This window comes from Nocardia sp. CWNU-33 (assembly GCF_046764895.1).
Lineage (GTDB): Bacteria > Actinomycetota > Actinomycetes > Mycobacteriales > Mycobacteriaceae > Nocardia.
In genome coordinates this window covers 1-14,747 of the sequence record NZ_JBKOQN010000035.1, presented here as the reverse complement: position 1 = coordinate 14,747, position 14,747 = coordinate 1, and the positions used below count along the sequence as shown (strand labels likewise).

The following is a 14,747-nucleotide window of genomic DNA, read 5'->3' as shown; positions in this document are numbered from 1 at the left end:
TGGTCCGTTCGACTTTCCCGTTGTGCGAATCGGCATTTTATGGCTTCTGTGGCGCGCCGATACCGTCGGATTCATGGAATGGAATCTTCAGTCGGCAGAAGAACTGTTGGCGGCGTTGCGGGCCGGTGAGGTGACCTCGGTGGAACTGACCGAGGAGGCGATCGCTCGTATCGAGCGGGACGACAAGGTGATCAACGCGATCTGTGTGCCGGACTTCGACCGTGCGCGGGCCGCCGCACGCGATGCCGACCAGGCGCGCGCCCGCGGCGAGGACCGGCCGCTGCTCGGTATTCCGGTGACGGTCAAGGAGTCCTACAACATGGCCGGGCTGCCCACGACCTGGGGCATGCCGCAGCACGCGAACTATGTGCCGGCCGAGGATGCGGTGCAGGTGTCGCGGTTGAAGGCGGCCGGCGCGGTGTTGCTCGGTAAGACCAATGTGCCGTTGATGCTGCGAGATATCCAGAGCTTCAACGAGATCTACGGCACCACCAACAATCCGTGGGATCACGGCCGCACGTCGGGTGGGTCGTCCGGCGGTTCGGCGGCGGCCCTGGCGTCCGGATTCGGTGCGCTGTCCATCGGCTCCGACCTCGCCGGTTCGCTGCGCACCCCCGCGCATTTCTGCGGTGTCTACGCGCACAAGCCGACACTCGGGCTGGTGGCGGCCCGCGGCATGGTCGCGCCGCCCGCGCCGCCCTTGCCGATCGACCTCGACCTCGCCGTCGTCGGCCCGATGGCGCGCACCGCCCGCGACCTCGCGCTGCTGCTCGACGTGATGGCCGGACCGGACCCGCTGACCCACGGCGTCGCCTACGACGTCGCACTGCCGCCCGCGCGCCACGAGCGGCTGTCGGACTTCCGTGTCCTGATCATCGAGGACCATCCGCTCATTCCGACCGGATCGGCGGTGCGGGCGGGCGTGAACCGGGTCGCCGAGGCGCTCGTCGACGAGGGCGCCCGCGTCGAACGGCGCAGTCCGCTGCTGCCCGATCCGACCGAAGCGGCGACGCTCTACATGCTGCTGATGCTGTCGAACGCCGCCGCAGGTATTTCCGTCGACGTGTACGAACAGCTGCAGACCCACGCCGCCGCCCTGAGCGCGGACGACCGGAGTCTCGATGCGGCGCGGTTGCGCGGCATGGTGCTCAGCCACCGCGACTGGGTCGAGGCGAACAACCGTCGCGAACTCCACCGCCACGGCTGGCGGCAGCTCTTCGCCGAGTTCGATGCCGTGGTGTGCCCCATCACGCCCACTCCCGCCTTCCCGCACAACCACAACGGAGGTCTGGAGAACCGGCACATCGACATCGACGGCGTCGAGTACCCGTACTTCGACCAGCTCGTCTGGGCCGGTGTGGCCACCATGCCCGGCCTGCCTGCCACCGCTATACCTGCGGGCCGGTCCCCCGAGGGGCTGCCGGTGGGAGTGCAGCTCATCGGTCCGATGTTCGAGGACCGCACCCCGCTTCGGCTGGCCGAACTGCTCGAGCAGAAGATCGGCGGCTTCCAGGCACCGGAGTAGGGCGTACTACCGGGTGCCCGTCGAGGACGAGGTGCAGACGACGAACGACAAGCTGGCCGCACGGAGCACGGTCGATGACGTCGACCGGTGGACTTGCACGACCGACGGCGGCAAGGCCGTGACGATCCTGCCGCTGTCCGGACGGTTGGCCCGATGAGTCAGTCGTCGTCGGCGCTGTCGAGGTCGCGCAGCGGCCGATGATTCCCGCCCGGATCGGGCAGGTGGAACGCGTAGTGCCCATCGATGCCGATGTGGTCCCGGATGAACGCCGAGAGCCGGGCGACATCGGCATCGAGCACCGGATAGTCCTGGGCACGGAGCTGGTTCACTGCCCGATCCATGTAGACGGTGTTCCCACAGTACGTACGACACAGTTCAAGACGAGCCCGAGGGCGGAGAGTTGGTCTTCCATCCCTTCGTAGTAGTTGCGGGTGATCTCGCCTTTCTTGCCATGGAAGATTCGCCGTCCGAGGTCGTGGCGGTATGGATACGGTCGCCCTCGGACAAGTAGCGACCTGGCTCTGACGGCGAAGGCGGCACCACCGCATTGCTCGGTGGTGCCGCCTTGAATCGGCCACATGCGTTGCGTCCGTTCGCCCATCGCCTGCCGGTCCTCGCGTTGATCCCGACGATCCGGCACGCTTCCTCGTTGCTCAGCCTCTCGCGCACAAGCTGCAGGTATGCAGCTCGCTCGCGGACCAACCGTCTGGAACCTTGCGACTTGTCACGGTCGGCCCGAATCTCGAAGTCCACAACACCCCTTCACAGGAGTGTTGCAACAACCACTGGAACCCAAGTCTCGCTCAGGGCCACAACGGTTTTCGAGACTACTTCACCTCATAGGTGGCGACCACGGTCGCGCGGGCGAGGGTGTGGAAGTACAGGTTGAATCCGAGGAACGCCGGTGTCGCATCTTCGGGGACCTCCAGGCTCTCCACATCAACGGCGTGCACCACCACGAAGTACCGATGCGGTCCGTGGCCCGCGGGGGGCGCGGCGCCGACGAAGCCGGGGAACGACGCGTCGTTACGCAGGTTGATCGCACCCTCGGGCAGCGTGCCGCCCTTGCTCCCCGCGCCCGCAGGCAGCGAGGTGGTCGTCGCCGGGATGTTCACGACGGCCCAGTGCCAGAAGCCCGCCGCGGTCGGTGCGTCCGGATCGTACACCGTAACCGCGAAACTCTTTGTCTCCTCCGGGAATCCGGACCACGACAACTGCGGCGAGATGTCCTTGCCGCCGACACCGAAGAACTCGCTCACCTGATCGTTGCGCAGCGACTCGCCTGGGGTGATGTCTTCCGAGGTCACCGTGAAGGTGGGCACCTGCGGGAGCGCGTCGTAGGGGTTGTAGGTCATGGGGTCCTCTCCGGATTGATTCAGCTGTGCAACAAGAAATGTTCCAATACCTGGGTGCCGAACTCGAGCGCGTCCACCGGAACGCGTTCGTCGACGCCATGGAAGAGCGCGGTGAAGTCCAGTTCCGGCGGCAGCTGCAGCGGTGCGAAGCCGAAGCAGCGAATACCCAAGCGCGCAAACGCCTTTGCGTCGGTGCCGCCCGAAAGCATGTATGGCACGGTGCGGCCCTGTGGGTCGTGGGCGAGGATGGCGTCGTTCATAGCGTCGACGAGATGCCCGTCGAAGGTTGTTTCGTAGGAATCGAGCTTGGTGATCCACTCCCGTTCGACGTCCGGGCCGATCAGTTCGTCCACCTCGCGCTCGAATGCCTCCTGCCGTCCGGGCACCACGCGGCAGTCCACGACCGCCTCCGCGGTCTGTGGGATGACATTGGCTTTGTAACCGGCCTGCAACATGGTCGGATTCGCAGTGTCACGCAGCGTCGCGCCGATAATGCGGGAAATGGTGCCGAGTTTCGCGAGTTGGCCCTCGATGTCGGGGCTCGCCGGATCGAATTGCAGGCCCGTCTCCTCCGATACCGCGGCCAGGAATTCGGCGACGGAATCCGAAAGCACCAGTGGGAAGGTGTGTTTGCCGAGTCGGGCGACCGCGTCGGCCAAGATGGTGACGGCATTGTCCTCGTGCAGGAACGAGCCGTGGCCCGCACGGGCCTTGGCGCGCAACCGCATCCAGCCCAGCCCCTTCTCCGCTGTCTCCACCAGGTAAAGCCTGCGTTCGGTGCCGTCGGGGCGCGGGACCGTCAGCGAGAACCCGCCGACCTCCCCCACTGCCTCGGTGATCCCGGCGAACAGATCGGGCCGGTTGTCCACCAGCCATTGTGATCCCCACTTGCCGCCGTTCTCTTCATCGGCGAGGAAGGCGAACACGATATCGCGCGGCGGCACCGTCCCCTCGATCTTGAACTGGCGCGCGATCGCCAGCATCATGCCGACCATGTCCTTCATATCGATCGCGCCACGCCCCCACACATAACCGTCACGAACCGCGCCGGAGAAAGGGTGCACACTCCAGTCTGCGGCCTCGGCCGGCACCACATCCAGGTGACCGTGCATCATCAGCGCGCCCCGGCTGGAATCGGCGCCCTTCAACCGCGCGAACACATTTCCGCGTCCCGGCGCACCCGACTCCACGTACTCGGTGGTGTAGCCCGCCTGATGCAACTGATCGGCCACCCACTGCGCACACTCGCGCTCACCCTTGGTGGTTGCCAGATCGCCGGTGTTGGAGGTGTCGAACCGGATCAGCGCACTGACCAGCTCCACCACCTCCGACACCGCACGACTGCTACTTTTCGGGCCGGATCCTTCGCCACTTGCTGACACGTACCCTTTCCTACCATCTACCCGCCGGGATCCCATGCTGCGCCTCCCGCCGCGCCGGGTGAAGGACGCCTGCACAGCACCGCTTGTGGTGGGCAATCCTACGGACGCCCGCGGCCAACATCAGCCTGAGCGGAAAACCGCCCGGGTGATCGCCGGCGAGTGGCACATGGCTTGGGCGAAACGCGAGACCGGGCCACCACGATGTGGCACTCGATCACGCGGACGAGTGGACTTTGGCCGCTCCGATGCGATCTATGCGGGCGCGGCCCCAAGCGCCGAGCGGTTCGAGTGCGGCGTTGAGCGCCGTGCCCAGCTCGGTCAGGCGGTATTCGACCCGTGGCGGGACCTCGCGATAGATCTCGCGGTCCACGATGCCGTCCTGCTCGAGCTCGCGCAGCTGCTGGATGAGCATCTTCTCCGACACCCCCGGCAGGCCGCGGCGCAGTTCACCGAAGCGGCGCACACCGTGGTTCTCCAGCTCCCAGAGGATCAGCACCTTCCACTTCCCGCCGACGACATCCATCGCCGCGTCGATGCCGCAGAAGTATGGTCCGGATCTCTTTTCGCCCATGGTCCGACCTCGTTACCTGTTCACAAACCGAGTGGTAAGTACCCGACCGAATAGTAGGTACTTGTCGGTCCGTCGGGCAAAGAGCAACCTTGGTTCCAGCGCGCTGACCACCACATTCACCAACCAAGGGGACGACCCGCAATGGCGGAAACCCAGCACCCTCCGGTGACGGTCCTCGGACTCGGCGCGATGGGCAAGGCGATAGCCGCGACGCCGGCGTAGCCCTCGACATCTCGCCCCCATCAAAAATCTCATCGACCGCCAAATCGCCGACGGCCACAGTCCGCTGGGATTCGAACGAACCATCGAAGAACTCTGCTGACCCGGCCACGGCGCCGTGCATTCGCCACTTCCTCCGTGAACGCATGGCCTCCCGGCCACATCCCCGAGAATTGCCAGGTAGACGCGCGATTTGGTTCCACGCACTCACATCCGATAACCTTGCTGAGCACCACCGGTCCGGGTGGCGGAATGGCAGACGCGCTAGCTTGAGGTGCTAGTGCCCTTTAACGGGCGTGGGGGTTCAAGTCCCCCTCCGGACACAAAATTGTGGCAAATATGCCTCAGAAAAGGGGTCCAGGCTCAGCCTGGACACCCATCATGGGAATTTTCTCGCGACCTGCGGTTTCACCCCCTCCGGGGGTGATTCCTGTGAGCCATGACACACTCGCACCGGTCATTCCATCGTTCTCTGCGCTCAACGCCACCGATGGCATTCATGCGATTCCCGGCGCGCCGGGGTTGCCGCTGGGCAACGTCGAGCTACCGCCCAAGTCCTCGGCGGTACACAGCATCCGTCCGGTCGATACCAACGGGCGCGTGATCGACAAGGCCGTCCTGACCGCGTTGGACTGGCGTCCCGGGGATCTGCTGTCGTGGCGGATCAACAGCGGGTTGATCGTGATCACCCGCCCCGGCTACGGCCGCCGCGGCGTCACCAAGCACGGACACCTGTCCCTGCCCGCGGCCGTACGCCGCGGCGCACACATCGCCATCCACGACCGCGTTCTGCTGGCCGCCGACCCCGAACAGTCTCTGCTGGTGGTGTACCCGGCCCACGTGCTCGATGAGATCCTTGCGCGCCGCTTCGCCGAAGGAGCCGACGCATGAGCACGCGCACAGACTCCGACATCGCCGCGATGCAGACGATGATGAAAAGTCTCGGACTCACCCTCGCCGATCTGGCAGCAGGGACCGAAACCGCTCGTGCGGTGCCGACTTTCGCCGAGCACATCCCGAAGGTGCTGGCCTCGATGCCGCAGGGGCGCACCCGCGATCACTACCAGACCTATTGGGACAAGATCCTCGCCCAGCCCGGGTGGGCCCAGCGGCGTCTGGACGAGTCGACGACCGCCGATTTTCAGGTGTTGTGCGAGGCGATCCGTGCACAGCGGGTGATCCGTCGCAGCGACCGCGGAGGCAACGATGTGGTCCGCCACGTCACTGACGCGTTGCGACGGCTGTACAGGCACGCCGAGGACAATCGGACGATCGACCCGCGTGACAACCCCGTCGCCGGGCTGAAGAAACCCAAACGCACCCGTTCCAACCGGCGCGCGCTGCCGGCGAATCTGCTCGCGCAAATCGTGCATGTCGCCTCGACCACGGGCAACGACCCCGAGCTCGACACCCTGCTGCTGCGGCTTCACACCGAGTCCGGATGCCGCCGTGGCGGGGCGCTGAGCTTGCGTCCGCAGGACTTGGACCCGGTCCAGTCGCTGATCCTGCTGCGGGAAAAGGGTGGCACCGAACTCTGGCAGCCGGTCTCCCCGACCCTGATGCGCGCGTTGTGCCGCCACGGCGAGGAGCGCGATGCGCTGCCGAACGAACAGTTATTGCGTGCACGCAACGGCAAGCCCATCACCCGCCGTCGCTACAACGCGCTGTTCGAACGCCTCGGCCGCCACTTGCCGTGGGTGCAGACGCACGGCATCTCCATTCACTGGCTGCGCCACACCACCACCACATGGATCGAACGCCACTACAACCACGCCGTGGCCAGCGAGTTCGCCCGACACAGCCAGGCCAGCCGCGGCACCACCGGCATCTACACCACCGCCACCATCAACGAAGTCGCCACCGCTATTGCTCACCTCACCGGTGAACCCCACCCCTTGGCCACGACAGAACCCAGCCTCGACCATGCCGGGAGTCGCGCAGCGATTTCTGGATCGCCGCCGAGCCTGCCGCCGACGCGCGCTGGCATCAAGTCGGGCCGAAACATCTGAGGGAGATCAGCTCATGACAACCTCCGCGATCCACGAACAAGCCACCCACGCTGGCGAATTCAGATCCGACTCCGCTCCCGCGTTCACCGGCGAAGAAGTCGTCGAAGCGCTCGTCGCGCTCACCGGTGAGCTGCACCCGCTGCTGTCAGGTGACGATCCCGCCTGGGCCCATGCCGGTCTGAGCCCGTTTTGCTGGAAGGACCCCACCCGATGACCGCACCACCCCGTGACCGGGCGTCACACGTCGACGATTCGGCCGACACGACCGCAACCTCAACCGCGTCGGCACCCGAACCGACTGCCATCCGGCGGCCGTGGACGCGGCTGTGGTGGGGGCTGATTCGCCGCAGCGGCCCGGGTTCTCGCCCGCTGCGACAGTGGCTGGACTATGCCTACGACACAGTCACGATCCAGGATGATCCGCTGCTGTATCGCGCGATGACCGAAGACGAGATCGCGGCCGAATACCGGCTCCATGTCCGGCTGCGCCGCCAGAAGCGACGTCAGCGTGCACGTATCGCGGCGCTGGAGGGTGCCGACGTCTACCGCGACCACAAGCAGGCGGCTAAGGATCGTCGGGCCGTTGCCAGCGAGCGTCGTTGGCACGAGCGGGCATTGGCGGCGCGGCGGCGCGAAACCAGCCCCGACACACAGGTGGGCATGCTCTACCGGCGCACCACGGGTATGTCGACCCGACTGCGCGTCGCGATAGTCGGTGCGCTGTTGTGGTCAGCGATCAACGTAGGCATGAATTTTGCGCCGGACCACGCCGACCCGACGGGGCCGGTGCTGGTGCTGTGGATTTTGTCTTTCGGTCTAGAGGCTCTGATCTCTATCCCGATCCTCGAGATCATGGCTCAGGCGACCATCGCGGCCCGGCTGGGCAGGCTTGTCGATCGCTCGCGCATTGTGCTTTTCGAAGCGGCGTTGCTGCTCGCCACCGTCTCGCTGAACGCCGGACCGCACTTGGCGGCCGCGAACTTCGGGCGCGCCGCGCAGTACAGTGTCGCGCCGACCATGGTCGTGGTCCTCATGTGGCTGCATGCCTGGCTGGCTGCACGCTACGCCAAGATGATCGACGAAGTGTCGGCAACATCGGCAGCTCACGACACCGACGACAGCCCATCTGAGATCGCCGAGTTACCCCAAGCCGCGCCGGTCCCTGCGCCGTCGCCGATCACCCTTGTCCCGGCCTACGGTTCCACTGTCTTCCCCAGCACGGCCTCGCCCACATCGGGGGCCACCGTTGCCGAGGTGACCTCACCTCCGACCTCCGAAGCGGTGCAGGCGGCCACTGCTGCCGCCGGGATCTCAGAGAACGACGCGGACATCATCGTCCACATCGCACGGCACATGAGGAGCCGTAGGCAGACCCCGATGCCTGAGCAGCACCTGATCTCGGTGCTCGAGAAAGCCGCGCGTGGCCTGGCCCATCAATTCATCGCCAACGAGATGGCAGAAGAAACCGGTGAGCGCTTCCACGCATCCACCATCGGTCGCATCGTGTACCGAGCACAATCCCTCGGCCTGCCGATCAACCAACAGCAGGAGGTAAGAACTCCGATCCGAACAGCCTGATCGGTCAGCGAGTGGGTGAGCCCATGTGAAACACAAGAAATAGACGGCCCCCGCACCGATCCTGCCCCTGATCGCAACTCCAGATATAGCAAAGGCCCCCAGCTGGAACTGAGGGCCCGCTTCACAACCCGAAGGTCGCGCTAATGAGGCTTAGCACGTCCCAGGGTAGCTCACGCCTGCACGCGCCTGCAACGGCCCTCTTCTCGGGCGACGCACCAGCGCGCACAGCCATTCCTGACCTACCTGGGCAACCCCTACTCCCTTGTCCCCCAACCCCTTCCAGCGATACCTACGCGCAAGCGCAGGCGCTGTTCACCACCCTGGCGCCTCTGCTGGCCGCCCGCCGCTCCATGCGGTTGTGGAGCCCCGAAGACGGCGTTTATCGCGCGCATGCTCAGCAGCTGACCCGCCGACTGCCCGCCTATCCCGCGGCGGTGCCGCTGTACCTCCGCGGCCGTACGCGGTTGCTCGCACTGGATTTCGACGCCAAACACTGTGGCCGCCAAGGCGTCGACAATGATGTCGCGCGGTGCCTGCGCTGGATCGGCGACTGCGGCGGCAAGGCGATCGCCGACCGCAGCACCAGCGGTGGCCGCCACGTCCTGATCCCACTGCCGATGGGCATCGCTCTCACCAGAGCTGACCTCGAACCTCTGCTACGGCTGCTCGCCGAGCAGCTACCCAGCCTCGACATCACCCCGATGCTGAACCCCGCCACCGGCTGCATCACCCCGCCCGGATCTCGCTGTCGTGAAGGCGGATTCCGCGAACTCGACGGCAGCCTTGACGACGCGGTCCAAGCGCTCACCGTCCGCTCCGACGCCGGGTTCGTTCCCCGCCTGTCCCGACTGCTGGAGATGCACGACCGTGCACTGCTCCCGCATGACCCGGCCGGCTCCGCATCGGCTCCATGCACGGTGCGCGCGACCACTGTGCACACATCGCGCGCGACGGGCACCGCCGGAGCCGAGGCCTCCCCGCTATGGGAGGACAGCGGCGACCGTGCACGACTGCGCACGCAGATCCGGCTCAGGACACCGATGCCGAGCGCGGTGCGCGCATTCGCCATCAACGGCTCGGCACCTGCGAACGGTCGCTGGCGCGCGCGGGACGGACGCCTGGACCGCTCCGCTGCCCGCCAGGCCGTCCTCGCCGCCGCCGTGCTGCGCGGGTACTGCCTCAACGACATTCGTGCACAGTTCCCCGCCGCAGGTGGGACCTGGGCCGGATTCGCTGACGCCTACCACCGTTACGGGGCTGGGGCTGACGCCGCGCTAGGTCGCGACTGGGATGCGGCCTGCCGCTGGGCGAACCGGATCGCACTCGAATTCCGCTCACTCGCGCACAAGTCCAAAGAGCACACAGGGGGGTGGTGGGGAGACAATTCGCGAACGAAAAAACAAGCTCGCTGGCTCACCGCCGCGACACAGTGGGTCGACGCGCAATGGCCACGATCCCCCCGACGCTGGAGCGCGCTCGCTGTCCTTCAGGCATTGGCGTATGGCTCGGCGATCGGCGGGACCGTCGTGCGCGGTGTCCCGATCGTGGAGCTGGGCGGCCGGTCGGTATCGCTCATGGCCGCGGGAATCCCGGAGACCACCGTCTGGCAGGTCCTGCGCGAACTTCGCGACCTCCCCGGCTCTCCTATTCTGAGGACACGACGTGGCGCAGGGCTCCTCGCTGATGCCTATGCATTGGTCAGACCCCAAGTCGACGACCATCCGGACTCATCGAATCCGGCAGGGAGCCAAACGGTTCGGGTAGAGCCGGTGCATCCGGCCTGGAGCATCCTCGGACTGCACTGCCGCCGGCTGTACGAAACCGTGCTCGGCGATCAGGCAGCGACTCCGACAGAAGCAATTGCGGCCGCCCGAATGAACCGCAGCAGCGGGTACGCCGCGCTGGCGACCCTTACCACCGCCGGGCTTCTCACCCACACCAAGGGCCGCATCTACGAAGGTCCTACCACTCTCGACGACATCGCGACCGCACACGGCCTCCCGCAGCTGCGTCGAGAGCGCATATCCCGCCACCGGCAACAACGTGCACTCTGGCGCGCCTGGCTCGCGACTCGATACGAACTACACGAAGCGCAGTCTGAAGACCAAGCCGCAAAACCCTCGCGGTCTGTTGCGCAGCTGGCCACGCGACGCGAGCGACGAACGGTGGCGGACCACGATATCTGTCACCAAGAGCCATACCTGACCTTACGAATCAGATGCCCGGACGAACCGTTTCGGCGTTACGCACCGCACGGCTTGGTGGATACGTCGCAGTCACCACCCTGACACCCTCGGAAGTTGCGTGGCCGCTGCCGGCCGAACCTCTCCGGGCAGGCCCAGATAGTCTTGGCCGCATTCCCGCGGCCAAGACCAACGACTGACCCAACGCGCGATATGAGCCATTACAGCGCACTTTCCCGAAGTGCAGCCAGAGTCAGAGCCTGGGATCATGACGAGTCGGGAGGAAAGGGGCGCGGCGGCTTGCTGGTTTCCCGTCCGCGCAGCGGTCCTGTGGGGCTCATAGGCGGCCCGGTCACTTCCGGTTGGGTTCGACTAGCGCTCGGCCGCTGAACTTTGCTCGGAAGCCTCGCCTGCCTTTTGGTCGAGAATGTGGAAGGTCTCTGAGGTCAGACTGAGCGACGTAAGGGTCACCCACAGAATGGCTGTGTCGTTTGGCGACAACTGGACAATCTCTTCATCCTGCTCGGCGACGCGGAGAGTCTCGGCGCTGGACATTCCATGGATCGCCCAGCCTCGACCGTGCGCGAACCCGGAGCACAGTTGCCATGCAAAGAGGACCTGCCGAGCCTCTACCGCGTGCTGGTCGGTGTACTTCACCGCCACTGTACTGCTGTGGCCCCTGCGGATAGGGCGGCGGTGACGCCAGTGGTCCGTCGTGCCACTTCCTCCAGCTGAAGCAGAGCCGATTCTGTCTCGCCGTCTTCGATAGCTCCTACCGGCCGGAGAGCCCGCTCCGCATCCAGGCAGTTCTGCGCCCACCACCGAAGGGCGCGCTGCACTCGATCAGCCCGCTCAGCCGGATGCAGGATCCAGTACGCAATCGACAGATTTTCAAGGGCGCCGCGGGCGAGGCTGAATGGCGATGAGATGTGGAGCATGGGCCCGCCGACGACATGTGACTTCAGGGCATGCAGGTGGTCCATGCCCGAGGTCAGACACGATACGACAGCCCCGCTAACAGAGTAGGGGGAAGGTCTGAACACTGCGTCGTCACCTGCGAGCACAGATCCTGGAGCGGTCCGAAACGCACGAACTGAACGGACACGATCTAGCGCACGGTCGATGTCGGGACCGACCTCATCCCATACGGCGTTGATCACCTCATCGGGCAGATCCTGCGGTTCGCGCACGGAACCAGTGAATCACCGAACTTCCTATCTTCCTAAGACCGTGTCTCACGTCGGAGGTTTCGGCTTCATCAGTTTCTTGAAGCAGGTGAGTGCCGCGGCCAGCGTGAGGAACGCGCAGAAGTGGATTGCCTTGCGGTCATATCGGATGTTGAGCCGGTGATAGCCGGTCAGCCAGGAAATCGTGCGCTCGATCACCCAACGGTGGCGACCCAGTCTCTGCGAGGATTCGACACCCTTGCGGGCGATGCGGACCGCGATGCCGCGATCGCGCACCCAACTGCGCATTTCGGCGGTGTCGTAGGCCTTGTCCGCGTGCAGCTTCGCGGGCTTGCGCCGACGCTGCCCGCGCCGCGACCGTATCGCAGGGATTGCCTGGACCAGTGGCTTCAACGCCTCGGCGTCGTTGGTGTTGGCCGCCGAAACGCCCACGGACAAAGGCACTCCGGCGCGATCGGACAGCACGTGGATCTTCGAGCCCGCCTTGCCGCGGTCCACCGGGGACGGACCGGTCAGAGGTCCCCCTTTTTGCTCGCACCGACGATGCGTCGATCACCACTCGTGACCAGTCGATCAATCCTCGGCTGCCAAGCTGGTCCAGCACGGCCCGATGCAACCGCCGCCAGACACCGACGCAGATCCACACGGTGAACCGGCGATGCGCAGTCGGTACGGTCACCCCGAACGACGGCGGCAGCATCCGCCACGCACAACCGCTGGTCAGCACATACACCACAGCCGTGAATACCGACCGCTGGTCGATCGGTGCGGTCCCACCGCCTTGCGTGCGAGGGCTGAACTTCGGCAGCAGCGGCTCGGCCAGCTCCCACAACTCATCGGACACCAACCGGCTGGAGAACTCGATGACCACGACGAGACATCATGCAGCACAACGGTTCCCGACGCCCTGCAGGCATCACATCAACGTCAGATGCGGTTCTTTGATAGTGCGCGAAGGAGGTGGGTTTTCGGCAAACGTACATCTATACGCATGCCCCCGAAATATTCGGCCTGGCCTGACCCAAATCAATGGCGGCGACCACCTCCTAGTCGCGTACGCCGAAGCAGTCTGTCCGACCGGCACTCATGCTATCAACTGGCTCGAACTGCGCACCCCCAGGAGTGGTGAGTACAACTGGCTGCCGACTGCGCTTCCTGATTCTGCGACGTGAGACATGGTCTAAGGGAATTCAATGGATGAGGCTGGGCCTGCACTGTTTCGGGATCAGCGGCAATGCAGGACACAAGGCATCAGCCCGAGCGGGACGCCTTCCAAGTATGCCTTAGCCGAGGGCGTCAGCCAGGTGCTGCGGCCCGTAACCGTCCCATGACTACACTTCTGACAGCCAAGGTGACGTCGAAGGGGCTCGGATGGTTCCACGAAACATGCAGGGCAAGAGAATGAAGCTACGCCGCGTGGCTGACGACGGTACAGCGACTGTATTCGATATTGAGGCCATGGACCTCGGCCCCCAGCATGGAATCACTTTCAGAGTAGATGCTGACGTCGAAGACGGTGACGAGGTGACGGACACGCTGCCGAATGGCAAATCGAAGACAATGCGCCTGCGGGAAGTCCAAGTACTTCAAAGCCCCTTCGGCAGTGACACACTCGATCACACCGGTGCGAAGTACGACGTGATCTCAGGTAAGGCCACACTCGTCCGTGCATCGGCCGAACCTGCGGTGGAGACACTCCGAATCCTGATGCTGGGCGCCTCGCCCGAGGGAGACTTGCGGATCACGCGCGAACACACCCGTATCCGCAAGGCCGTGGAAGCCGCTTTGCACCGTGACCTCGTCGAGTTCGATGTAAGGCTGTCCGCGACGGCTGCGGACCTTCAGGAAGGGATCGCAAAGTTCCGCCCACACGTGGTGCACTTCGCCGGCCACGGTGGAGACAAGCTGATCGCGCTCGAACGAGATCTGGACGAGCAACACGAGGGCGTTGTGGTCACCGAGAGTGCTTTGGCGGCGGCGTGTGCGGCGACCGACGAGCCGCCGAAACTGGTGGTGCTCAACGCCTGTGACTCGGCTGCGACGGCAGAGGCGCTCGTTGAGCATTTCGCGCCACTGGCAATAGGTATGCGGGGCAGCGTGGCTGACGTGGACGCAATGGTATTCGCCACCAGCTTCTATTCGTCGGTAGCTAATGGCCACTCTGTGTGGGCTGCGTTTTTGGCCGGGCGAGCGGGCGTGGAGTTGCAAGGCGGGGATCATGACGCGGCGTGCCTAGCGGTCGCGGACGGTATTGAGCCGAAGTCGGTGAAACTCGTAGCCGTGCCGAAGCAGTAACGGTTGAACGTACCTTTCGCCTCAGGGCGCGGTCCCGTCGAAACTCTCGCAAATCGGCAGTTCCGGACGTTCCAAGCGGACGCCAACGGCCCGAGATGAGGCGGGTTCATGCGGTCGTCGCAACATTCTCGATTGAGAGGTTGCGGCGGCCGTGTCGTTTTCGGGTGGTCTTGGTCAGTTCGGTGATCGATCGGTGAGTTCGACGCAACGGTCCGGTTCGGTGGATCGCGAGCCTATCCGATTGGTGTTCAACGCAACTGGATCGGTGAATCAGGCAGCGAAGGCGGCAGGTGTTTCGCATCCGACAGCTCGTCGGTGTCGGCGGAACGTGAAAACTGATCACCGCGTGGCATCTGAATTTTGACCCCCTGTCCGCAGACCCTGGCTCTAACCGAGCCAGGAGGACGAAGGGATGCTTTCCGTGGAGGATTGGGCTGAGATTC

15 protein-coding genes and 1 tRNA gene are annotated in these 14,747 nt (G+C 65.0%); 9 read left to right on the top strand and 7 right to left on the bottom strand.

The window, feature by feature from the left end; all coding sequences use genetic code 11:
- Positions 1 to 73 precede the first annotated feature (73 nt).
- Together ACLMAL_RS32315 and ACLMAL_RS32310 are read left to right on the top strand one after the other, a co-directional pair.
- On the top strand, positions 74 to 1,525 hold the full coding sequence (locus tag ACLMAL_RS32315) for an amidase (RefSeq protein WP_412002532.1): 1,452 nt from the start codon (positions 74 to 76) through the stop codon (positions 1,523 to 1,525).
- Between the two features lie 13 nt (positions 1,526 to 1,538).
- Positions 1,539 to 1,682, top strand: coding sequence for a hypothetical protein (locus ACLMAL_RS32310; RefSeq protein WP_412002531.1), 144 nt, complete (start codon positions 1,539 to 1,541; stop codon positions 1,680 to 1,682).
- A 1-nt stretch (position 1,683) separates the two neighbouring features.
- Here the strand turns inward: ACLMAL_RS32310 and ACLMAL_RS32305 are convergent, their stop codons facing one another.
- The 5 genes from ACLMAL_RS32305 to ACLMAL_RS32285 all read right to left on the bottom strand — a co-directional run bounded on the left by ACLMAL_RS32305 (position 1,684) and on the right by ACLMAL_RS32285 (position 4,833).
- Positions 1,684 to 1,854 carry a hypothetical protein gene (locus tag ACLMAL_RS32305; RefSeq protein WP_412002530.1) on the bottom strand — a complete coding sequence of 57 codons (171 nt, stop codon included), beginning with the start codon at positions 1,852 to 1,854 and terminating at the stop codon, positions 1,684 to 1,686.
- Positions 1,851 to 2,105 carry a Tn3 family transposase gene (locus ACLMAL_RS32300; protein WP_412002576.1) on the bottom strand — a complete coding sequence of 85 codons (255 nt, stop codon included), beginning with the start codon at positions 2,103 to 2,105 and terminating at the stop codon, positions 1,851 to 1,853. The genes ACLMAL_RS32305 and ACLMAL_RS32300 overlap by 4 nt, the downstream gene beginning before the upstream one ends.
- Before the next feature lie 247 nt (positions 2,106 to 2,352).
- Positions 2,353 to 2,880: a YbhB/YbcL family Raf kinase inhibitor-like protein gene (locus ACLMAL_RS32295; protein ID WP_412002529.1), complete on the bottom strand. Its 528-nt coding sequence runs from the start codon at positions 2,878 to 2,880 to the stop codon at positions 2,353 to 2,355.
- Between the two features lie 20 nt (positions 2,881 to 2,900).
- Positions 2,901 to 4,262 (bottom strand): M20/M25/M40 family metallo-hydrolase, encoded by a 1,362-nt coding sequence (locus ACLMAL_RS32290; protein ID WP_328400969.1) that lies wholly within the window; start codon positions 4,260 to 4,262, stop codon positions 2,901 to 2,903.
- Positions 4,263 to 4,476: 214 nt separating this feature from the next.
- Positions 4,477 to 4,833 (bottom strand): helix-turn-helix domain-containing protein, encoded by a 357-nt coding sequence (locus ACLMAL_RS32285; RefSeq protein WP_328400971.1) that lies wholly within the window; start codon positions 4,831 to 4,833, stop codon positions 4,477 to 4,479.
- A 457-nt stretch (positions 4,834 to 5,290) separates the two neighbouring features.
- Here ACLMAL_RS32285 and ACLMAL_RS32280 point away from each other — a divergent pair.
- The 6 genes from ACLMAL_RS32280 to ACLMAL_RS32255 all read left to right on the top strand — a co-directional run bounded on the left by ACLMAL_RS32280 (position 5,291) and on the right by ACLMAL_RS32255 (position 10,927).
- Positions 5,291 to 5,375 (top strand) — tRNA-Leu (locus ACLMAL_RS32280).
- A gap of 109 nt (positions 5,376 to 5,484) precedes the next feature.
- Positions 5,485 to 5,943, top strand: coding sequence for a hypothetical protein (locus ACLMAL_RS32275; protein WP_412002528.1), 459 nt, complete (start codon positions 5,485 to 5,487; stop codon positions 5,941 to 5,943).
- On the top strand, positions 5,940 to 7,061 hold the full coding sequence (locus ACLMAL_RS32270) for a tyrosine-type recombinase/integrase (RefSeq protein ID WP_412002527.1): 1,122 nt from the start codon (positions 5,940 to 5,942) through the stop codon (positions 7,059 to 7,061). Before ACLMAL_RS32275 ends, ACLMAL_RS32270 begins: the two co-directional genes overlap by 4 nt.
- A gap of 13 nt (positions 7,062 to 7,074) precedes the next feature.
- Positions 7,075 to 7,275 (top strand): hypothetical protein, encoded by a 201-nt coding sequence (locus ACLMAL_RS32265; RefSeq protein ID WP_412002526.1) that lies wholly within the window; start codon positions 7,075 to 7,077, stop codon positions 7,273 to 7,275.
- The gene (locus ACLMAL_RS32260) at positions 7,272 to 8,639 is read left to right on the top strand and encodes a hypothetical protein (RefSeq protein ID WP_412002525.1); all 1,368 of its coding nucleotides are present in this window, start codon (positions 7,272 to 7,274) and stop codon (positions 8,637 to 8,639) included. The genes ACLMAL_RS32265 and ACLMAL_RS32260 overlap by 4 nt, the downstream gene beginning before the upstream one ends.
- Before the next feature lie 143 nt (positions 8,640 to 8,782).
- Positions 8,783 to 10,927, top strand: coding sequence for a hypothetical protein (locus ACLMAL_RS32255; RefSeq protein WP_412002524.1), 2,145 nt, complete (start codon positions 8,783 to 8,785; stop codon positions 10,925 to 10,927).
- Positions 10,928 to 11,194: 267 nt separating this feature from the next.
- Here ACLMAL_RS32255 and ACLMAL_RS32250 read toward each other — a convergent pair whose 3' ends face one another.
- On the bottom strand, positions 11,195 to 11,479 hold the full coding sequence (locus ACLMAL_RS32250) for a hypothetical protein (protein ID WP_412002523.1): 285 nt from the start codon (positions 11,477 to 11,479) through the stop codon (positions 11,195 to 11,197).
- 578 nt (positions 11,480 to 12,057) lie between these two features.
- Positions 12,058 to 12,853, bottom strand: a protein-coding gene (locus ACLMAL_RS32245; protein ID WP_412002575.1) for an IS5 family transposase whose coding sequence is annotated in 2 segments (ribosomal slippage) — positions 12,058 to 12,531 and positions 12,533 to 12,853 — 795 coding nt in all. Because the reading frame shifts where the segments join, the coding sequence is not laid out codon by codon here.
- Positions 12,854 to 13,425: 572 nt separating this feature from the next.
- Between ACLMAL_RS32245 and ACLMAL_RS32240 the strand changes: the two genes are divergently transcribed.
- Positions 13,426 to 14,304: a CHAT domain-containing protein gene (locus ACLMAL_RS32240; RefSeq protein WP_412002522.1), complete on the top strand. Its 879-nt coding sequence runs from the start codon at positions 13,426 to 13,428 to the stop codon at positions 14,302 to 14,304.
- Positions 14,305 to 14,747 lie beyond the last annotated feature (443 nt).